Annotated in this window: 24 protein-coding genes; 18 read left to right on the top strand and 6 right to left on the bottom strand. The window is 30.7% G+C overall.

Features of this window, described 5'->3' with window-relative positions; genetic code table 11:
• Positions 1 to 497: 497 nt before the first annotated feature.
• The 5 genes from BR82_RS0101600 to BR82_RS0101580 all read left to right on the top strand — a co-directional run bounded on the left by BR82_RS0101600 (position 498) and on the right by BR82_RS0101580 (position 4965).
• The gene (locus tag BR82_RS0101600) at positions 498 to 926 is read left to right on the top strand and encodes a MarR family winged helix-turn-helix transcriptional regulator (RefSeq protein ID WP_027088733.1); all 429 of its coding nucleotides are present in this window, start codon (positions 498 to 500) and stop codon (positions 924 to 926) included.
• A gap of 73 nt (positions 927 to 999) precedes the next feature.
• Positions 1000 to 2352: an MATE family efflux transporter gene (locus BR82_RS0101595; protein WP_034863912.1), complete on the top strand. Its 1353-nt coding sequence runs from the start codon at positions 1000 to 1002 to the stop codon at positions 2350 to 2352.
• Between the two features lie 977 nt (positions 2353 to 3329).
• The gene (locus BR82_RS0101590; protein ID WP_027088731.1) at positions 3330 to 4160 is read left to right on the top strand and encodes an ornithine carbamoyltransferase; all 831 of its coding nucleotides are present in this window, start codon (positions 3330 to 3332) and stop codon (positions 4158 to 4160) included.
• A gap of 28 nt (positions 4161 to 4188) precedes the next feature.
• Positions 4189 to 4728 (top strand): DUF1697 domain-containing protein, encoded by a 540-nt coding sequence (locus BR82_RS0101585; RefSeq protein ID WP_027088730.1) that lies wholly within the window; start codon positions 4189 to 4191, stop codon positions 4726 to 4728.
• Between the two features lie 39 nt (positions 4729 to 4767).
• Positions 4768 to 4965, top strand: coding sequence for a hypothetical protein (locus BR82_RS0101580; RefSeq protein ID WP_027088729.1), 198 nt, complete (start codon positions 4768 to 4770; stop codon positions 4963 to 4965).
• A gap of 234 nt (positions 4966 to 5199) precedes the next feature.
• Here the strand turns inward: BR82_RS0101580 and BR82_RS0101575 are convergent, their stop codons facing one another.
• Positions 5200 to 5727, bottom strand: a complete 528-nt coding sequence (locus tag BR82_RS0101575) for a cysteine hydrolase family protein (RefSeq protein WP_027088728.1) — start codon at positions 5725 to 5727, stop codon at positions 5200 to 5202.
• A gap of 329 nt (positions 5728 to 6056) precedes the next feature.
• Between BR82_RS0101575 and BR82_RS0101570 the strand changes: the two genes are divergently transcribed.
• Genes BR82_RS0101570 through BR82_RS0101545 form a run of 6 tightly spaced genes read left to right on the top strand, consistent with a single transcriptional unit; the run spans position 6057 to position 11665 of the window.
• Entirely contained in the window at positions 6057 to 6293 is a 237-nt protein-coding gene (locus BR82_RS0101570) for a FeoA family protein (RefSeq protein ID WP_027088727.1), read from the top strand.
• Positions 6283 to 8295: a ferrous iron transport protein B gene (gene feoB / locus BR82_RS0101565; protein WP_027088726.1), complete on the top strand. Its 2013-nt coding sequence runs from the start codon at positions 6283 to 6285 to the stop codon at positions 8293 to 8295. The genes BR82_RS0101570 and feoB overlap by 11 nt, the downstream gene beginning before the upstream one ends.
• A gap of 49 nt (positions 8296 to 8344) precedes the next feature.
• Positions 8345 to 8986 carry a lactate utilization protein gene (locus BR82_RS0101560; RefSeq protein WP_027088725.1) on the top strand — a complete coding sequence of 214 codons (642 nt, stop codon included), beginning with the start codon at positions 8345 to 8347 and terminating at the stop codon, positions 8984 to 8986.
• A 1-nt stretch (position 8987) separates the two neighbouring features.
• Positions 8988 to 10406: a 4-alpha-glucanotransferase gene (gene malQ, locus BR82_RS0101555; protein WP_027088724.1), complete on the top strand. Its 1419-nt coding sequence runs from the start codon at positions 8988 to 8990 to the stop codon at positions 10404 to 10406.
• A 1-nt stretch (position 10407) separates the two neighbouring features.
• Positions 10408 to 10917, top strand: coding sequence for a flavin reductase (locus BR82_RS0101550; RefSeq protein ID WP_027088723.1), 510 nt, complete (start codon positions 10408 to 10410; stop codon positions 10915 to 10917).
• A 52-nt stretch (positions 10918 to 10969) separates the two neighbouring features.
• Positions 10970 to 11665 carry a DUF421 domain-containing protein gene (locus BR82_RS0101545; protein WP_027088722.1) on the top strand — a complete coding sequence of 232 codons (696 nt, stop codon included), beginning with the start codon at positions 10970 to 10972 and terminating at the stop codon, positions 11663 to 11665.
• Between the two features lie 41 nt (positions 11666 to 11706).
• On the opposite strand, the gene BR82_RS0101540 is transcribed toward BR82_RS0101545, so the two are convergent.
• Genes BR82_RS0101540 through BR82_RS0101530 form a run of 3 tightly spaced genes read right to left on the bottom strand, consistent with a single transcriptional unit; the run spans position 11707 to position 14271 of the window.
• Positions 11707 to 12480 (bottom strand): type III pantothenate kinase, encoded by a 774-nt coding sequence (locus BR82_RS0101540; RefSeq protein ID WP_027088721.1) that lies wholly within the window; start codon positions 12478 to 12480, stop codon positions 11707 to 11709.
• Positions 12474 to 13661, bottom strand: coding sequence for a bifunctional phosphopantothenoylcysteine decarboxylase/phosphopantothenate--cysteine ligase CoaBC (gene coaBC / locus BR82_RS0101535; protein WP_027088720.1), 1188 nt, complete (start codon positions 13659 to 13661; stop codon positions 12474 to 12476). Before coaBC ends, BR82_RS0101540 begins: the two co-directional genes overlap by 7 nt.
• A gap of 1 nt (position 13662) precedes the next feature.
• Positions 13663 to 14271, bottom strand: a complete 609-nt coding sequence (locus BR82_RS0101530; RefSeq protein WP_027088719.1) for an ECF transporter S component — start codon at positions 14269 to 14271, stop codon at positions 13663 to 13665.
• A 199-nt stretch (positions 14272 to 14470) separates the two neighbouring features.
• Between BR82_RS0101530 and BR82_RS0101525 the strand changes: the two genes are divergently transcribed.
• The 6 genes from BR82_RS0101525 (at position 14471) to BR82_RS16925 (ending at position 18888) form a co-directional block, all read left to right on the top strand.
• Positions 14471 to 15025, top strand: coding sequence for a DJ-1 family glyoxalase III (locus BR82_RS0101525; protein ID WP_027088718.1), 555 nt, complete (start codon positions 14471 to 14473; stop codon positions 15023 to 15025).
• A gap of 260 nt (positions 15026 to 15285) precedes the next feature.
• Complete coding sequence (panD, locus tag BR82_RS0101520; protein ID WP_027088717.1) at positions 15286 to 15678, top strand: aspartate 1-decarboxylase; 393 nt, start codon at positions 15286 to 15288, stop codon at positions 15676 to 15678.
• A 59-nt stretch (positions 15679 to 15737) separates the two neighbouring features.
• The gene (gene panC, locus BR82_RS0101515; RefSeq protein ID WP_027088716.1) at positions 15738 to 16577 is read left to right on the top strand and encodes a pantoate--beta-alanine ligase; all 840 of its coding nucleotides are present in this window, start codon (positions 15738 to 15740) and stop codon (positions 16575 to 16577) included.
• A gap of 3 nt (positions 16578 to 16580) precedes the next feature.
• Positions 16581 to 17549 carry a bile acid:sodium symporter family protein gene (locus BR82_RS0101510; protein WP_027088715.1) on the top strand — a complete coding sequence of 323 codons (969 nt, stop codon included), beginning with the start codon at positions 16581 to 16583 and terminating at the stop codon, positions 17547 to 17549.
• 115 nt (positions 17550 to 17664) lie between these two features.
• The gene (locus BR82_RS16930; RefSeq protein ID WP_027088714.1) at positions 17665 to 18378 is read left to right on the top strand and encodes a DUF5714 domain-containing protein; all 714 of its coding nucleotides are present in this window, start codon (positions 17665 to 17667) and stop codon (positions 18376 to 18378) included.
• Positions 18379 to 18888: a GNAT family N-acetyltransferase gene (locus BR82_RS16925; RefSeq protein ID WP_027088713.1), complete on the top strand. Its 510-nt coding sequence runs from the start codon at positions 18379 to 18381 to the stop codon at positions 18886 to 18888.
• 79 nt (positions 18889 to 18967) lie between these two features.
• Here the strand turns inward: BR82_RS16925 and BR82_RS0101495 are convergent, their stop codons facing one another.
• Both BR82_RS0101495 and BR82_RS16920 read right to left on the bottom strand, forming a co-directional pair.
• Positions 18968 to 19567 carry a DUF1349 domain-containing protein gene (locus BR82_RS0101495; RefSeq protein ID WP_027088712.1) on the bottom strand — a complete coding sequence of 200 codons (600 nt, stop codon included), beginning with the start codon at positions 19565 to 19567 and terminating at the stop codon, positions 18968 to 18970.
• Between the two features lie 38 nt (positions 19568 to 19605).
• Positions 19606 to 20016, bottom strand: coding sequence for a GrpB family protein (locus BR82_RS16920; RefSeq protein WP_147590195.1), 411 nt, complete (start codon positions 20014 to 20016; stop codon positions 19606 to 19608).
• A 699-nt stretch (positions 20017 to 20715) separates the two neighbouring features.
• Between BR82_RS16920 and BR82_RS0101480 the strand changes: the two genes are divergently transcribed.
• A complete protein-coding gene (locus BR82_RS0101480; protein WP_027088710.1) occupies positions 20716 to 21033 on the top strand; it encodes a hypothetical protein in 318 nt (105 codons plus the stop codon).
• Positions 21034 to 21047 lie beyond the last annotated feature (14 nt).

Below are 21047 nucleotides of genomic sequence, written 5' to 3'. Positions count from 1 at the left end.
TTTATGAAAAAAAGTGTTTTATTGTAAATAAAGATATATCTTGTTGCTTTATTTTATGTAAAAGTAATTGGAAAAAATATTTTTATTAATAGTTATATACGATTTTATGCAATATTATTCTTGTTATGAATAAATATAAGGGTAAAGGATAATTGTAAACAGAAAAAATTTATGCATAAGTGGTCTAATAAAATGACTATTTTATTGGTGGTACTTGCTTGAAATAGACTGCTGTCATACATGGTGCAAAGAAAGATGAATAAGGCATAATTCTTTTTGTCATCTTTTTCTAGCTACTACAAAGGAAAAGACTATTTAATGATAGAAAAAATCAACTTGTCTAAAATTAAAAAAATTTATGTCAAATGTGAATAACCTTCATAATAAAATAGTTTACTTGCCTATATGTTCTTTTAACTGCTTTTGCAGTTCATCAGATATTGACAAACAAAAAAAGCAAGGTAGAATTACTTAGGAAGCTAAGCAAGGAGGACGCTATGATTTCTCTTACACAAAGTGCAGCAAGATATGTAAGTAAGCTATCTAACAAATTACGTAGAAAATTGGATATGCTTTCTTCTCGAAAAGATTTTAGTGGTTCACAGGGAAGAACACTTCACTTTTTACTCGCACAGACAGATGATATATTTCAAAAGGATATCGAGGAAGAATACAGTATCCGCCCATCTACTGCTACTGAATTATTAAAGCAAATGGAAAAAAATGGGTTGATTGTTCGTGAACCGGTTCCTTATGATAATCGATTGAAAAAGATTGTTTTGACAGATAAAGCTTTATTATACAAGCAGCAGGTTGTAGATGACTTGACTGCATTGGAAGAAACCCTTGTAAAGGACATTTCCGAGACAGATTTACAGGTCTTTTTCAAAGTAATTGAGAAAATGATGGATAACCTGTCTGAATAAAAATTTTAGATATGTTATCCAAAATTTTTAGTTTAATACTTAGGAAACTAACTTAAATGAAAGGTATATAATTATGAATGAAATAAATAATTTTTTGACAGGGAAATTGTTCCCTATGATTTTGAAGTATTCTATTCCAGCAGCAATTTCGCTTCTGATTACAGCAATTTATAACATCGTTGACCGTATTTTTATAGGAAACTTTAATGGTACTTCTGCATTGGCTGGATTATCGATCTGCTTTCCGCTTTCTTATATGATGATGGCTTTTGGGCTTACTTGCAGCGCAGGCGGTTCGTCTTTATTCAGCTTATTTGCTGGAAAAGGCAAACAAAAAGATATGAATCGTTCCTTTGGAAATGCGTTGATTTTAGTCGCTATTTTTGAAATTTTCTTATCTGTACTTTTACTTATCTTTGAAGATCTTATTCTTAAAGTATTTGGAGTAACAGAAACAGCATATGTATATGCAGCTGAATATTATCGGATTGTTGCATTAGGCTGTTTGTTTCAAGGTCTTACACAAGTTTTTTGTGATTTTGTTCGTGTTTCTGGAAAACCTGTTTTAGGTATGTGCGTTACAGGTATTGGCGCAGTAACAAATATTATTCTTGATGCTGTATTTGTGGCGGTTTTAGACTGGAACGTTATAGGTGCAGCTTGGGCGACTGTAATAGGACAAATCATTTCCACGTTGTTTGGTGTATATATCATTTTGAAAGGATACACAAAAGTAGAGATAAAAAGAGAAACATTTTCTTTTGATTTTGAACTTTCTAAAAAAATCATCTCTTGTGGTTTCGCTTTCTGGCTCGCACAAATGGCTATGGGATTAATTAGTCTTGTTTATAACAGTCAATTAGGTAAGTATGGTGGCGATACAGCTATTAGTGTATATGCTGTTGTTGCAAGTATTATGACCTTTGTAATTATGCCTGCAAGTGGTATCAGCCAGGGAATTCAGCCTATTGTTGGCAATAACTTTGGCGCCGGAAATTACAAGAGAGTTATGTCTACCTTGTATCAGGCCTCTGCTTTTTCTGTTGGTGTTACTTGTATTATTTGGCTCATTGTCATGTTTTTTCCAAAAACGATTCTGTTAGCTTTTGGTGCTTCTGAAGAAATGTTAGAACTTGGTATTATTGGACTAAGAACAAATTTTTGTATTACACCTATTTTAGGGTTTGTAATGCTTGTAACAACATTCTTTCAGTCGCTTGCAAAACCAATGCCCTCAATCGTGATAACATTTTTAAGACAGATATTGTTCTTGATACCACTTATCTATGTTTTTCCTAGGTTTTGGGGTATTAATGGTATTTTTGCTGCTCAACCTGTTAGTGACGCATTAGCATTGATACTTTCTGTTGTTCTTGTTGTTCAAGAACAACGAATGCTTTATAGAACGGTGGGTAGCTCTATCTAAAAAGTGAGAGGGAATTTCTTCAATCTTTGAGAAAGATAGTTATGTACGATACTGCCAGCGCACACGCTAGACAATGTTTTTCGCTATCTACCAATTGCTGATTGACTAACTATTTAATTTAGATAAAATCATCATAATTAATTTCTGCTTTTTTAAGTTGATGTCATAATAGTAATAATCGATGGTAAAATTGGCTATAATTTGTCCCACTGTTAAACCGCAAATTCTCTACAAAAAAATAATACAAAAACTGCAAATAAAAAAAAACAAACAGATTAAGAAAGATGCCGTTTCAAACTGCACTGCATCAATCTTAATCTGTTTTTTATTTGCAGAATAGTGTATGATATCTATCAATCAATATTATGAAAGGAAAAAGAAAAGAAACAGCCCGTTAAAGCTTCTCACCCTCTAACACTGTCCCTTTTCAATCGTCAGTTGATACTGATGATATAAATTATATGATACAGGATTTTATACTCAATATCAAGTCAGCTGTTGTAATTTAAAGATTATAGAATTTTTTGATTCAGAGTATAACTGCTCACGTCATCAAAGTGATATTATTGGAAATATTCCTAGCAAACAATTGTTTATAGATTGGAAAAAATGAAGTGAATAATTTTGATTTATATTCTTGAATCATGTTAAAAATGATAGCAAATACTATAATTTCAGTTGCTAGAATTTGTCTTTACTGCGTAGTATAATAGAATCATAGACAGATATTGAATTTGATATTGATAAAACAAATAGAAAAGTTTATATTAAATACTTAATATTTTTAAATATCAAAGAAATGTTAGTATGTTTAACCATGTTTATAGAATTGATACTATGCAAGATGAATTAATTCAAGAATATCAACTTAATGAATAAGATATGATGCCGCTTTTCAAAAATGTTTTGTATGATGTTTGTAAAGAGCCTAAAATTAAATCGGGCTGACAAGATAGATTTTTATGGAGGTAAGTATTTTGAAAAGTTTAATTAGATTGACAGATTATGATGCAGGCGATATTTATAATATATTTGCATTGACAGATGAAATTAGAGAAGGAAAATACCAAAGCTTACTTAAAAGAAAAAGCGTACTATTATTTTGTCCTGATTCTAGTATCAGGACAAGAGTAACATTTGAAAAAGGAATCTATTTATTAGGCGGACAGTCAATTCTTTTTCCAATGGAAACTTTAGACAAAAAAGAAGATATAAGAGATGTGTGTGGATACTTAAATAACTGGGCCGATTTGGTTATTGTGCGGCATAAAGATATTCATTTATTGGAACAAATGTCTGATTGTTTAAGAATACCTGTTATCAATGCTATGACAGATGTAAATCATCCCTGTGAGGTTTTAGCAGATATGTATACTTTGTCTAAGATACGAAAGAATTTTATAAAAGATAAATTCTTATTTGTTGGAGAATGCGGGAATATAGGATTGGCATGGAAAGAGGCTTCTGAGGTCATGGGGTTTAGTTTAGAACAATGTTGTGGCAGCGGTTATGAAATTGATGGTTTAACGATCTATAATAATATTCATGATGCAGTGATAGGCAAAGATATTGTATGTACTGACTCTTTACCTGCATGTGCTTTTGAAGATTTCAAAGATTGTCATGTTACGACTGATGTAATGAAAATGGCAAATGATAATGTGATTCTAAATCCGTGTCCGCCATTTTATCGTGGAGAAGAAGTTTCTGAAGAAGTGATTGAATCAGAATTTTTTGGTGGATATGAATTTAAGAAATATTTGCTGGAGGTTCAACAAGCAATAATGGTTTATTGCTTAACTCGATAAAATCAAATTATTAAAGGTGGTTAAAAGTGTGAAAAAGTATGTTGCCTTATTAAGAGGTATCAATATAAGCGGGAAAAATAAAATTTCTATGGCAGAATTAAAGAAAGGTTTTGAAAACCTTGAGTTTCAAGAAGTAAAGACTTATTTAAACAGTGGCAATGTAGTTTTTTCTAGTGATGAAGATGATCTAAAGAATATTACAAATCAAATTGAAAAAATGATTAAAACGCAGTTTACTTTAAATATTCCAGTTTTTGTTATTTCAAAAGATGTTATTATTGATATTCTACATAACGCACCTGAATGGTGGGATGATGACAACAAAGAAATTTATGATAATCTGATTTTTATTATGCCACCAGTAAAATTTTCTGATGTATATAATGAGATTGGTGAACCCAAGAAAGAATTAGAGAAGATAGAAAATTACAAAGAAGTGATATTTTGGTCTTTTAATCGCAAAGATTATCAGAAAACAAACTGGTGGTCTAAAACAGCAAATGCAAACATTAGCAATAAATTGACGATACGAACAGCAAATACTATTAAAAAAATAGTTAGTATGTAACAGCTTTTAAAATTCTAGTTTATACAAGGAGTGATGATAATGGATAAAAAAGTTCAAACTGGTGGTATGGGGATCACCTCTACCTTAACTCTTATATTTATTGTTTTGAAATCAATAGGACTAATTGACTGGTCGTGGATATGGGTACTTTCTCCCGTTTGGATCTCTGGAATATTTTTTGTTATCGTATTTACTATAATTTTGATTGGCGGGAGAATAAGGAAAGGAAAGTGGTAACTGTCAGTTTATAGAAATGTTTAAAAAATAATAAATAGAATTTAGTGAGTATATTAATTTATGTTTATATTGGCAAAATGAAACAATTTTTAATTTCGTTGATATCTTAATTATGCTAATTGAACTATTATGAAGTGAACCAAATTCATCTAAGATATAAAAAAGAGGGTCTTATAAAAACCCAAAATTTATTTAGTTATTCGTTTTTAATTGTCCATTATCAAGTAAGAACCCTTAAATGCCATCCTTTATTTTTATATGTAAGTTTTTCATTATATCAAGTGCTTTTTGCTCTAAGACAGGATCATTACTGGCAATTCCTTTTGGATCAATAATTATTGTAGTCTCTGGTAGAGCTGCTTTAATAATTATGGCATTAGAAATAACACAGATATTAGAAACAATACCAACTAGAGTAATTTCTTCATAGTCTTTGTCTTTTAAATAATTACCTAACTCTAATGATCCAAAAGTCTCTTTTAAAATTTTTTTATCATTTACAGCAAGTTCATTTACTTTACCATACAGCTGCCAGCCTTTACTATTTTCAATACAATGAGTTATTGGTAAGTTTTTACCTTCTTGAGTTTCTAAATAATTTTCTTGATGTGTATCATATGTGAAAATAACATCATCATTGTTATGATGATATTTATTGATTAAACCAACCAAATATTCTTCTAGTGCAGCAGCTTTTTCAAATCCTAAACTACCATTTACAAAATCATTTTGATAATCAATTACAACTAATAATTTTTTCATTTCGAGCCTCCAACTTTTTGACTCATTCTAACATTATTAATTGATGATGTAAATAATAGCAGTTATTATTAAATAAAAGAATTAAAAATTTGGAGACTATAAAAATTTTATAATATAGTGTATAATTTAATCGATAAATTAATTATGCAAAAATTATCATAATATATATCTTATCTATTAAAACTATAAATATTAAAGTAAGAGATGAATAGAAAGTCACAATTTGTGAATATCTTGTGACTTTTTTAATATTTATTATGTTTGATGTTAAATAATAGTTTAGTTGTAATATATATGTATCAGGTAATTTAAATACGAGGAGGGATATCATGACATTAGATAAATTAACACCAGGAATGAGTGGTAAAATTACTGTTGTTCATGGAGAAGGACTATTACGACGACGTTTACTAGAAATGGGTTTAACTCCTAAAACAGTAGTTAAAGTTCGTAAGGTTGCGCCTATGAAAGATCCAATTGAATTATATTTGCGCAGTTATGTTTTAACGATTAGAAAAGATGATGCATCAATGATAGAAGTTGAGGTGATTGATAATGATAACTAAAACAATTGCTTTGATTGGAAATCAAAATTGTGGAAAAACAACACTCTTTAATGCTTTAACAGGTTCTAATCAGCATGTGGGTAATTTTCCTGGAGTTACAGTTGAGCAAAAATCCGGCTCAATAAAAAAACACCCCACGATTAAATTAGTCGATCTTCCAGGTATTTATTCACTAACACCATATACGATGGAAGAAATTGTTTCTACTGATTTTTTAATCAAAGAAAAGCCATCGATGATTATCAACATTATTGATGCAACTAGTATTGAAAGAAATTTATATTTAACAATGCAATTACTGGAATTGAATATTCCGATGGTTTTAGCTTTAAATATGATGGATGAAGTTATTAGTAGTGGTAACTGTATTGATGTTGATGGCTTGCAAACTGCTTTAGGATTAAGGGTAGTTCCTATTTCGGCTAGTAAAAATGAGGGAATCGAAGAATTGATTGAAGCAGTTGAATCGATATTGAAAGAAAATAACTGTTCCCATTTAGATTTATGTAGTGGTGAGATTCATAAAGCAATTCATTCAATCAATCATTTAATTGAAGAAAATGCGATAAAAGCTAATCTTCCTAAACGCTTCGCAGTTACCAAAGTAATAGAAGGTGATCAAGAAATAATCAAACAATTAAAATTAGATTCACAACAGCTGCATATTATTGAACACATTATTAAAGATATGGAAGAAAAAGAAGGTCTTGATAAAGATGCTGCATTAGTAGAAATGCGCTATCAAATCATTGAAGATATTACTAGTAAAACAGTCTTTAAGCAACAAGAAACCACAGGACAAATACGTTCTGAAAAAATTGATGCAATCTTGACACATAAGTATTTGGGAATACCAATTTTTATTATTATAATGTTATTAATTTTCTTTTTGACATTCAATGTAATTGGAGCACCATTACAATCTTTGATGGAGCTAGGCGTTAATTTTGTTGGGGATACATTAATAACATTCTTAACAAATCATCAAGTTGCTCCTTGGTTGATTTCTTTATTAGAAGATGGCGTAATTGCCGGAGTCGGCAGTGTCTTATCATTTTTACCATTGATCGTTGTTTTATTCTTCTTTTTATCTATGCTTGAAGATAGTGGTTATATGGCACGAGTTGCTTTTGTTATGGATAAATTATTAAGAAAAATTGGATTATCAGGAAAATCATTTGTTCCAATGCTAATTGGATTTGGTTGTTCAGTTCCAGCAATCATGGCAACAAGAACTTTATCATCTATTCGTGATCGTAAAATGACAATAGTTGTGACACCATTTATGTCATGTAGTGCTAAATTGCCAATTTATGGCATGATCATTGCGGCTTTTTTTAGTACTAAAGCGCCATTTGTAATGATTACAATTTATTGTATTGGCATTTTAGTGGCTATTTTTTCCGCATTATTGTTAAAAGCAACGATTTTTCCAGGCGATCCAATTCCTTTTGTAATGGAACTGCCAAGTTATCGAATTCCTACTGCCAAAAATGTAATTATGCATATGTGGGAAAAGGCAAAGGATTTTCTAAAAAAAGCTTTTACAATTATTTTTATTGCTTCTTTATTGATTTGGTTTTTACAAAGTTTTAATTTTAAATTTGAAATGGTCAGTGACAGTTCAAAAAGTATTTTAGCTTTTATTGGAAATAAACTATCATTTATTTTTGCTCCATTAGGTTTTTCTAACTGGCGTTTATCAACCGCATTGATTACGGGAATCACAGCTAAAGAATCTGTTGTTTCAACATTATCAGTATTAACTAATTCAAGTACTCCTGATGCTTTATATCATGCTTTAAACGGCTTACTTACACCAGCAAGTGCCTTTGCCTTTTTAACCTTTACGGTTTTATATATGCCCTGTGTTGCCGCCTTTGCTGCAACAAAAAGAGAACTAGGTTCATGGCTTCAGGCAATTTTAACAGTACTGTATCAAACCGGTGTAGCATACGTTGTAGCATTTATAGTTTATCATTTTGCTTTATTGATTTCTTAGTCAACAAATAATATAATATTCGTGGATATTTTTGAAAGGACTTACAATTATGGATGAGAATTTGAAGGAAATTATTAAGATTAGAGAAGATAGAATGATCAAAGCTTTTAATCAAAATAATATGCAAATAACATTTGTAGATAATTTTGAACAATTACATAATTATTTAAAAAGATATTTATGTAACCAAAAAACAATTGCATTGGGGGGATCGATGACTTTATTTGAAACTGGAGTCATTGATTTAATTAGACAAAGTGATGTGATTTTATATGATCGCTATGAAGAAGGATTGTCAAGAAAGCAGATGCAAGAAGTATTTAGAAAAGCTTTTACTAGTGATATTTTTATTACCAGCACTAATGCTTTGACAACTGATGGTTGTTTATATAATGTGGATGGAAATGGTAATCGAGTAGCCGCGATGATCTATGGACCTAAGGAAGTTATTGTAATTGCAGGAAAAAATAAAATTTTTGAAAATGAAACTGAAGCCATTAATCACATTAAAACAATTAGCGCTCCAGCTAATGCTGTACGCTTAAATAAAAAGACACCATGTACTAAAACGGGAGTATGTATGGATTGTTTATCGCCAGAACGTATTTGCAGCAGTTATGTTAAATTAGGATATCAAGGTAACATCGATCGAATTAAAATAGTCGTTGTTAACCAGGATTTAGGATATTAAGATGAATTGTGGAGTTTTATTCCCTTTATCTAGTTTTCCATCAAATCATGGGATTGGTGATTTAGGCAAAAATGCTTATGCAGTTATTGACGCTCTAGCAAATAATGGCGCAAATTATTTACAAATTTTACCATTTCATCCTTCAACTCAAGCTAATTCTCCATATCGTGGAGTAAGTACGTTTGCTGGGGATGAAATATATATTGATTTAGAACAGTTAGTAGAAATGGGACTGTTAGATAAGGTCCCGGAATTTAATGCTGATGCAAAGATAGTTTATTATGATAAAATTAGAGCGTTTAAGCATAAATATTTATTAAAAGCATATAAAAATTTTAGAAGTAATGATGAATATGATCTTTTTTTAAAAAAATGTCCTTGGGTATATGATTATGCATTATATTGTACTTTTGCCAATATCAATGATTCATACGATTGGGCTTCATGGCCCCAGGGATTTAAACAGTATCCTAAGTTTCATCAAGTTGATTTGAGTAAATATCAAGCTGAAATTGGGTATTATCAATTTGTTCAATACATTTTCTATTTACAATGGTTTACTTTAAAAAAATATGCCAATGAACATGGTATCAAGATAATTGGTGATATGCCATTTTATGTGGATCATGGCTCTGTAGAAGTTTGGCTAGATAACGAATCGTTTATGTTGGATTCTAACGGCTATCCTACAGATGTGGCCGGAGTACCGCCAGATTATTTTAGTGCTACAGGTCAATATTGGGGGAATCCAATTTATAATTGGGAACATTTACAAAATAATGAATTTAAGTTTTGGGTTGACCGAATCGGCTGGGCATGTAAGATTTTTGATATTACCAGAATTGACCATTTTAGAGCATTTGACTCTTATTGGGATATTCCGGCAGCTTCTACTAGTGCTATTGATGGCTGCTGGAAATATGCTCCAGGTTATGAATTGTTTGATTGTCTTTATGCAAAATTAGGAGATATTGAATTAGTTGCTGAAGATTTAGGATATTTAAGACCAGAAGTAATTGAATTAAAAGATCATTATCACTTAAAAGGGATGAAAGTGTTTCAATTTATGCTTGATGAGGGCTTTGATAAAGTTGACAATAATAGTTATTTTTATTCAGGGACTCACGATAATGAAACAATCAAAGGCTGGATCGATAATCTAGACCAGCAAAGTTGTGATAAAATTGTAGAAACTGTAGGCGATAAACTGCCTTTAAATCTAGCAATTTTAGATTACTGCTTACATTCAAAGGCTAGTGATGTAATTATTCCGATTTGGGACCTGCTTGGTGTTGACAATGACCAGCGCTTTAATGTTCCTGGTGAAGTTAATGATATAAACTGGACTTATCGAGTGCCAAATCTTATGACAGCTAAAAAAGGAATCGATTTATTTGGTAAACTAAGAAAGGATGATTAAAATGAGTTTTAAAAAAATTGATATTAATGAAATCGTTTTAAATCCATTTAAAACGATTGGGAAAGACTGGCTTTTAATTAGTGCTTTAAAAGAAAATAAAATCAATACGATGACTGCTTCCTGGGGCGGGATTGGAGTTATTTGGAATAAAAATGTCGTAACTGTTTATATTCGACCTCAACGTTATACAAGAGAGTTTGTCGATGCTTCTGACTATTTTACTTTAACTTTTTTTGAAGGTTATAAAAAAGAATTAGGTATATTAGGTTCTAAATCGGGACGTGATGGCGATAAAATCAAAGAGGTTGATTTTGATGTAGAATTGCTTGAGGGACAGCCAGCTTTTAAACAAGGAAAAATGGTTTTTATTTGTAAAAAACTATATCAAGGTAAAATTGAACCAAACGGGTTTATTGATGACAGTCTTGATGAAAAAAATTATCCTGATCATGATTATCATTATATTTATATTGGAGAAATTGAAGATGCTTATATAAACGAAAAAGAATAATTCTTTTTCGTTTATTTATATTGATTTTGTCCATAATATTACTGGTGAGATTATGCAAATATTAGAATATATAATTGTTCCGATCATATCTTTAGTTGTCTTGTTTATTATTACTAAGATGATGGGGTATCGTCAGGTTAGTCAATTAAATATGTATGATTATATTAATGGAATTACGATAGGTAGTATTGCCAGTGAGTTAGTAATGGGTGGTTTTGATAATATTTTACAACCTTTAATTGCAATGATCGTTTATGCAATTGTAATAATAACTTTATCTAAGTTAGCTGCTTCTTCTTTGAAATTAAGAAAAATTATTGATGGTGAAGCAGTTGTTTTATATGAGAATAATCAAATTTATAATGAGGAATTGGAAAAAGCTAAATTAGATATTGATGAATTTTTAATGCAATGTCGTATTGCTGGTTATTTTAATTTAAATGAACTGCAAACGGTAGTGTTAGAAACTAATGGTAGTTTTAGTTTTTTTCCAAAAGAAAAATATCGGCCTGTTGTAGTAGATGATTTGAATATTAAGATCAATAAAGTTAAATTGCCAACAGTATTAGTTAAAGAAGGAAAAATTTTTTATGAAAATCTTAAAACTATTGGACAAAATGAAAAATGGCTTGAAAATGAACTAAATGTACAGGGAATACCGCTTGCAGATATTATTCTAATGTTTCAAGAGGATAATAGTAATATTGTCACATATACAATAAATGAAGTAGAAAAGAATTTTGATTAAATTTAGGGTAAATAAAAAAACGATTTTAATTAATCGTTTTTTTATGCTTTTCTTTTATATTTATCATAGATGATTTTTAAACCTTTAAATGTAAGATCAGGATCATATACATCAATCAACTTAGTTTCATTAAAAATAATACGTCCCAAACCACCAGTTGAAATAACCTTTAAATTTTGCCCATATTCTTTTTTTATTTCATTAATAATATTTTCGGTTAGACCGACATATCCATAAACAATACCAGCCTGCATACTTGTAACAGTATTTTTAGCGATAATATTTTTAGGTTTCTTTATTTCGATTTCCGGCAGTTTTGCAGCTTGACTAGAAAGAGCATTGATACTAATACCGATTCCTGGTGCTGTAGCCCCACCTAAAAAATCACCATTTTCATTTACGACATCAAACGTTGTAGCAGTGCCAAAATCAATAACTAAGCAGGGACCGCCATAGATATAGTAAGCCCCAGCAGCATCGACTAAACGATCGGCACCTAGTTCTTTAGGATTATCGATTTTAATACGGATCCCCGTTTTGATTCCAGGGCCAACAATAATCGGTTCACGATCAAAGTATTTTTTGATTGAATTAGTAAAAGAATACATGATTTTAGGAACTACTGAAGCAATGATGATATCTTCAATTTCATCGATAAGAATATTTGAAGCACTTAAAAAGCTCAAGAGCATAAAACCATATTCATCAGAGGTACGTTCTAATTTTGTTGTTAAACGATAATTATCGATAATTTCATCTTTATCAACTAGCCCCATGGTAATATTGGTATTACCGATATCAATTACAATTAACATGCTTTTTCCTCCTGAATTTCTATTAATTTTTTTAAAATCAAATCACTCAAATTATTTTTTGACATTAATTCAATTTCCTGAGTATTTTCAGCAGTTAAAAAGGTTACTTTATTTGTATCATTTTTAAATCCTGCCCCTGGTTCTTTTAAATTATTGGCAACTAAAAGATCACAATTTTTATGAATAAGTTTTTTTCTAGCGTTTTCGATTAAATTTTGTGTTTCCATTGCAAAGCCACAAATAATTTGATTAGTTTTATGTTCTCCTAAAAAAGCTAAAATGTCATCGTTTTTGATCAATTCCAAAGTTAAAGTTTCTTCTTTTTTCTTAATTTTATCTTTAGCAATCTCTTTGACCCGATAATCACCAACAGCAGCCGCTTTAATAATAAAATCCTGTTTTTGATAATGTTCTTTAACTGCCATGAACATTTCTTTGGCTGTTTGGATCTCAATAGTTTTTATACCATAAGGAAAATCAAGACCTGTAGGCCCAGTGATCAACGTAACTTTTGCGCCTAATTCAAAGGCTCTTTTTGCTAGAGCATAACCCATTTTTCCACTTGAATGATTAGTAATATATCTTACTGGATCAAGGGCTTCCTGAGTGGGACCAGCGGTCACTAAGACTCGTTTATTTTTTAATGGTTTATCACTTAAGCAATATTCAATCATTGCAACGATTTGGTTTAAATCAGCAAGTTTTCCACGACCAGTATCACCACAGGCTAAAAGTCCATATCCTGGTTCTACAAATTTAATCCCATAGGTTTTACATCTTTCAATATTGCGCTGAGTAGCAAGATTATCATACATATTAACATTCATCGCTGGAGCAATCAATTTAGGACAAGTAGCAGCAATAAAAGAAGATGTTAATACATCATCACAGATACCGTTGGCAATTTTACCGATGATATTAGCAGTCGCAGGAACAATAACAAAACAATCAGCTTTTTTGGCATAACTAATATGTTTGATTTCATAGCCATTATCATCAAAATCATCAATTAATACTGGTTTGTTGATCAAAGCTCCTAAAGTAAGGGGACTAATAAATTTTGTTGCATTATTAGTCATAATTACTTCTACATCATATTCTTTCTTTTTTAAAGCTCTGACAAGTTCACAAGCTTTATAGGCAGCAATACTGCCACTAATTCCTACAACGATTGTTTTCATCTTAATTTCCTTTCTTTGTAAACATTAATAAAGGCTGGCAAACAAGAACAGCAATAATAGTTCCGACAACAGCTTCTAATAAACCGCTGCTAGTAACGATTCCAATTAAGTATGCTAATAACAAATTAAAATCTTGACCAATTGCTTGAGCATAACTTTGACCAAAAATCAAATAAATACCGCTTAGTACTAAAATAGTATTAGTTAATGAACCAGCTAAACTAGCAACGATCATTCCAGCATATTTATTCCATTTATGCTTGATTACTTGTTCAAAAATAAAACCAGCAACAAAACCAATCATTACTCTAGGTAAAATAGCGATAACAGCACTTAAAATATTTCCGCTAATAAATGGTGAAAAAACAAATGAAGTCACAGTAGGATTAATTGTGTTATAAAACAAACTGCTCAAACCGAAAACTAATCCGATGATCGAACCACCTTTTTTACCTAAAATAATTCCGGCAATAATTACTGGAATATGTAGTGTTGTTGCACGCAATGGACCAATTGGAATATATCCTAAAAATGGTATAAATACAAGCAGCATTTCAATTGCAATAAACATTGCATACAAAACAAGATCTTTAGTTTTTTTATTTTTCATTTTTTCCTCCACTACCGTTCCTTTAGATACGGTGTAATAATATTTTAGTCATTAAATAATTAGATAGTTAATATCAAGTTATTACTAAATTTTTATTTTAACAACAATGTAATTATAGTACGATATTAGCTGCTTTTCAATTTAAAATAATGCATTTTGATTAGTTTAGTGATAAAATAACAGTCAAGGAGGTTTTAAGATGAAAAAAATAGCAGTTTTATTTCATGATGGATTTGAAGAACTTGAAGCATTATCAGTAGTAGATGTAATGCGTCGTGCCAATGTTGAATGTACAATGGTAGGAATGGATAAATTAGAAGCCATTAGCGCTCACCAAATAAAAATATTGATGGATCGTATATATGATGAAACAATTGAAACATATGATGCTGTTGTTATTCCTGGGGGAATGCCCGGAGCAACTAATTTAAGAGATGATCCAAGAGTAATTGAGCTAGTAAAAAAATTTAATGTTGATAATAAAATCATTGGTGCTATTTGTGCGGGACCAATCGTTTTAGAAAAAGCAGGAGTTATCAAAGAAAAGACAGTTACTTGTTATCCTGGTTTTGAAACCCAGTTAAATAGTGCAAATTATCAGGAAGCTTTAGTTTTAAAAGATGGTAATATCGTTACTGGTAAAGGTCCTGGGGCTGCTTTGGCTTTTGCATATACTCTTTTAGAAGCCCTTGGAATAGATAGTTCAGCAATCAAAGAGGGAATGCAGTATAAATATTTAGAAGAAAATATTTAAAAATAGTTCAAGATGCCAACAGGGCATCTTTTTATATTGACAAACAATTATCAACATGCTTAAATGAGCAATGGAGATAGTATTTGGCAACAAAACTATACTCGATCTGATTCACTGGAATTTCATATAAATATAGTAAATAAAGAGCTTATATTTTTTAAATGGGACTCAAAAAATACAAATAATTTATCATGCATTTTAGGGTCATAGCCCTATAAATGCTTTTTTATTGTATTTTAAATCAAGAAAGGATGTATGAAATGACAATAGAGATGTTAAAAGGAAAAATTCATCGTGCTACCGTTATTCAAGCTAAATTAGATTATGTCGGAAGTATCACGATTGATGAAGAATTGCTTGAAGCGGCGGGAATTTTAGAATATGAAAAAGTACAAATTGTAGATGTTGATAATGGAAATAGATTTGAAACATATGCTATTAGTGGTAAAAAGGACAGTGGGATGATCTGTTTAAATGGTGCTGCTGCAAGATGCGTAAATACTGGCGATAAGGTTATTATTATGGCCTATGGAAATTATGATCCAATAGAAGCAAAATCACATAAACCTGCAGTTGTCTTTGTGGATGAGGAGAATAAAATTAGCCGAGTAACTAATTATGAAAAACACGGCTTATTAAAAGATATGAAATAATCAGCAGTGATGTCAGTTAAGGGTACTATCTCTAAATCCATAAGAAAGAAGAGAATAAAATGCAGATAACAAAAACAGTAGAACAAACAAGAAAACTTATTAAAGCATGGAAAAAAGAAGGAAAAACGATCGGTCTTGTACCAACGATGGGTTTTTTACATGAAGGTCATGCAAGTTTGATTAAAAAATGTCGGGAAGAAAATGATATTGTTGTGGTTTCAGATTTTGTTAATCCAACGCAATTTGGACCTAACGAAGATTTAGAAGCTTATCCCCGAGATTTTAAACGTGATAGTGAGTTATGTGAAAGTCTGAAAGCAGATTTGATTTTTAATCCTGATCCAGAAAATATGTATTGTGACCCCCAGGCATATGTAAATATCGATTTACTTTCAACGACCCTTTGTGGTAAATCAAGACCAGTTCATTTTAAAGGTGTTTGTACGGTAGTAGCAAAATTATTTAATATTATTACCCCTGATAGAGCATATTTTGGTCAAAAAGATGCTCAGCAATTAGCAATCATTCGAAAAATGGTACAGGATCTAAATTTTGATATTGAAATCATTGGCTGTCCAATCGTTCGTGAAAGCGATGGTCTTGCTAAATCATCACGAAACACGTATCTTAATTGTGAAGAAAGAAAAGTGGCACTTTGTTTATCAAAAGCTGTTAAAGAAGGACAAAATGTCATTTTTCAAGGATGTTTGGCCAGTGATGTAATAAAAGCTATGCAAAAGGTTATTGAAAGTCAACCGCTTGCTAAAATTGATTATATCTCAGTAGTGGATGCCCTAACGATGCAGCCAGTAAAAAAAGTTGATCGAAATGTTCTTATTGCAATGGCTGTTTACATTGGTAAAACACGATTGATCGATAATTTTTCATATGAGGTGTAATCAATGAAAAAAATCATAAAAATCAGTTCATTATTAACTAAATATATTGGCATTATAATCATTATTTTTTCCGGATTAGCCTTTTTAATACCTCAGGGTTTTGCCTGGACAACCGATTATACTTCTGTTTTTTTAGGAGTTGCAATGTTTGGAATGGGACTGGCAATAAAAATGGGAGATTTTCAAATTGTTTTTTCACACCCTAAAGAAGTTATTATCGGCTGTGTAGCTCAGTATACGATCATGCCCTTAGCCGCATGGTTATTAGCAGTTATCTTTCAATTACCTGAAGACTTGGCAATAGGTGTTATCCTGGTAGGCTGCTGTCCTGGCGGAACGGCTAGTAATGTGATAACTTATATTGCTGGTGGTGATGTCGCACTTTCAGTAGGAATGACGATCATATCAACTTTAATTGCCCCACTGATGACGCCATTATTGGTTTATGTTTTAGCCGGTACATGGGTAAAAGTTACTTTTTGGTCAATGGTTTTATCGGTAGTAAAAGTTATTTTGATTCCTGTTTTACTAGGAATTTTGATTCGCAGTTTATTTGGAAAACAGATTCAAAAAATTTCTGATATATTACCGCTTGTTTCGGTTGTATCGATTGTAATGATCATCTCCGGAATTGTTGCAATTAATACCGAAAAAATCATAGCCTGTGGTATTTTAGTACTATGTGTAGTTATCCTTCATAATTTATTAGGGATGATGCTTGGTTTAGTAGCAGCCAAAGTTTTGCATGTTGAATATTCTAAAGCTACAGCAATTGCAATTGAAGTAGGAATGCAAAACAGTGGTCTAGCGGTTTCATTAGCAACCGTAAATTTTGCAGCTAATCCGCTTGCTACTTTACCAGGAGCTATCTTTAGTGTATGGCATAATATTTCTGGTTCAATTTTTGCAAGTATCAGACAGTCATCTTTAAACAAAGATGAAAGATTAGAATTAAAATATAAAACTAATTAAAAAGAAGAGGCAGCTCTTCTTTTTTAGTCCTAAAAATTAAATCTGCTTTGAGAATAAATTCATTCATGTTAAAATTAATTAAAAGAAATATTATGATTTGTAAAGGAGAGCAAGGATGAAAGAAGAATGTTTGATTTGTAAAGCGCCGTTAGAATATCTTGAGACTGATACGTTGATGGAGTGTATTCTTTGCCACCGTCAGGAGTATAGTAAAACACGCTGTATTAATGGACATTATGTATGCGAAAAGTGTCATATGCAGGGAATCGATAATATCATTCAAGTTTGTTTAAATGAAACTTCACTTGATCCAATTATGATAATGGAAAAATTAATGGATTTGAGTTTTTGTCATATGCATGGTCCAGAACATCATATAATGGTAGGCTCAGCTTTGTTGACGGCTTATAAAAACGCAGGTGACGATCTAGATCTAAAAAGTGCTTTAATAGAAATGCAAAATCGGGGTAAAAAGATTCCTGGGGGAATTTGCGGTTTTTGGGGTGCTTGTGGAGCCGGAATAAGCAGTGGGATGTTTATTGCTATTGTTACTAAATCAACCCCACTTTCTAACATTGAATGGCGACTTTCAAATCAAATGACAGCGGCTTCATTAAACCAAATCGCGAAGCATGGCGGGCCGCGATGTTGTAAACGAGATTCATATCTTGCAATTTTAGCAGCAATCAAATTTGTTAAGGAGCATTTGAATATTGAAATGGAAAGCAGCCAGATCGTTTGTAAGCGTTCTACGATGAATAATCAGTGTATTCAAAAAAAGTGTCCATTTTTTAAAATGAATCAGAAGATTAGTTTGGCGGTGGATTAGATGAATTTAAGGTTAGCTGTGATGTCAGATTTATCACAAATTATTGAAATGTATAAAAAAATTATCGCTAAAATGAATGATAATGGTATTCATATTTGGGATGAGATCTATCCTTGTAAATATTTTAAAAATGATATTGAAAATAATCAGCTTTATTTATTATGGGACGATGATAAGATTATTTCGGCATTTGTTTTATGTGATTTAAGTAGCAGTTCTAAAAGTGTAAATTGGTCAGATAAAAATGCTAAAGCATTATATATTGAACGTTTAGGTGTAAATGTCGATTATTTAAGAAGGGGAATGGGTCTTCTTACTATTAATAAAGCAATGGCTCTTGCAAAGGAAATGAATGGTGAGTATTTAAGATTATTTGTTGTGGATAATAATAAGGCGGCGATAAATCTTTATCAAAAGGCTGGCTTGAAAAGAGCTGCTGGAATTTATGAAGAAGTTATTGATGATAATTTGACTCTGTATGAATTAGGTTTTGAGATAAAAATATCTTGATTAAAAAAGATTTCAGATCTTGAAATCTTTTTTTAATTGAAAATAGGAAATATTTTTTCGAAAATCTACAATAACTGCTTTAATCAGGCTGTTGCCCTGTATGGGCAGACCACTGACATTCTGTAATTTGCATTTGTGAAAATACGGCTTTAAATGAAGAATTTTCAGGAGAACAGGCATAAATACCAAAAGCAATTTTATTAGCGCCTTTGAACATGTGACAAATTCTCATTTGGGTGAAAGTAACTCCGTCATAAGAGCATTCGATACAATAATCATCTTCTCTTCTGCTTAAACGATACCACATCGATTTGATCGAAGCATCGATTGCTGTAGTAGCCCAATCTGAGTAACCGTGATTTGTTACAACACTGCCTAAATGCTGATATTCATCATTTTCATATTCTATAGAACCCTTTAACCAGTTTTCACTATCTAAATACATGACAATGCCACATTGATCAAACCGATGATGACTTTCTTTAAAATCTGTTTTTACAATAAAACTAAAATATTTCTCTTCTGTTTCTATTTGTAAAACGGGCGCATTGTCATTTTGAAAATGATAATATGTTCTTTGCCATAGATCAGTATATGGTTTTGTAATAATTTCAATTCGATCATCATATATTTTGTAACTTTCTGGTTTTCGTGTCCATTTAAATTTTTTTAAATCCATTTTTATTAGTCTCCTTTTTCAATTAAAAATCACTGTCTTTATTTTATAAGACCACATTTTTTATATAACTCAGATATACAATCTGATTTATATTCTAAATATTTTTCAATATTATCAGGAAATAATCTTGCGCCCTCTTTTTTTACCTGACTATAAAGTTTGATAGCCTCAGGGTGGCTTTTTAAATAATCACTAAAAGTGATATGTCTTTGCAGCTCCTTTGAATTTTTAGGACATACATATAAATGATGCGTTTGTAAATGTTCTTTTCCCGTATATTTAAAAGCTTCTCTGTCTGGAATTTCTAAGTTGCCTTCATGTATATAGCCAATCTGATTTAATTTTTCGATTACTTTATTTAAATCAGATGTTGAAGCAATCACAATATCAAAATCGATAATTGGCTTTGCCGCTAATCCTTCAACAACTGTACTGCCGACGTGTTTTATTGATAAAGCTAAGTTTTTTAAGCTTGGTCAAGTACAGCAACTTTTATTATTTTCGTAAATTTCTTTTCAGTTTATAAAAATGTTTTTCAATCATGTTTAATAATATCAATACAGTAAAAATAAGAAATAATTCTATAATGCTATTAATTGTGCCAAACATAATAATAAACATACTTAATATCAACAATGAGCGATGAAATAAAATATTTGTTTTTTGATAAAATTCAAAATCTATTAACATGATTCGATTAATTAATAATTGAAGTATTACTAATAGTAATAAAGCCCCAAAAGATGACAGAATAATATGTAACATTGAAATAATATTTTCATTATCAGGATGATAAGGCAAAAAGGAACCAATTATTACTGATAAAAAACTAAATATTATCAATGTTTTGTTTAAAGGGGATAAATAAGTAATTTTTTTAAATAATTTATTTATTTTGTATAGTAAAAAACAAGAAATGATCATGATCCAAAGTAGATAATGAATTCTTAGATCCTTTTGATATGACAAGTAAGTAAAATTATTATATGTCCAGGAAGTTTTTAATGATAGTAAAAATGTGTAAATAAGCATTAGATAGTACATTTTTGACCTCCATCGAGGTTATTTTAATAAAATCGAAAAAAAATGTAAATAATAAAAGAAAAATCCTTTTTTTTGAAGTAAAGAATAATGAGGAGGAATTTTAAATGAAAATTGAATTAAGAAGTATTCATGGAAATGTTGTTAATGACAAAAAGACTCGAGTATCTAAAGATATTAAGGCTCATATTGAAATAGGCTATAGCCATAGTCAAAGAGGAAATCTAAGCCTTAATTATCAAATCAAGGTGGGTGAGAAAAAAGAACAGCTTTTTGTCGTTAAATGTGTTTTTGAAATTCAAAATTATGATCGTAATGTAGATGAAAAAATAATTCTTGATCAGGCTGTTGATTTACTTCAAGAGCGGATTGAAGTTATTCTTGGACTAATTAGTGAAGAGATGGGAATTGATCTACAGGGTTGAAGAAATTCATCAAC

Source organism: Thomasclavelia saccharogumia DSM 17460, assembly GCF_000686665.1.
Classification (GTDB): Bacteria; Bacillota_I; Bacilli_A; order Erysipelotrichales; family Coprobacillaceae; genus Thomasclavelia; species Thomasclavelia saccharogumia.
The sequence above is the reverse complement of the archived record's forward strand: the minus strand, read 5'-3'. Positions and strand labels throughout refer to the sequence as shown.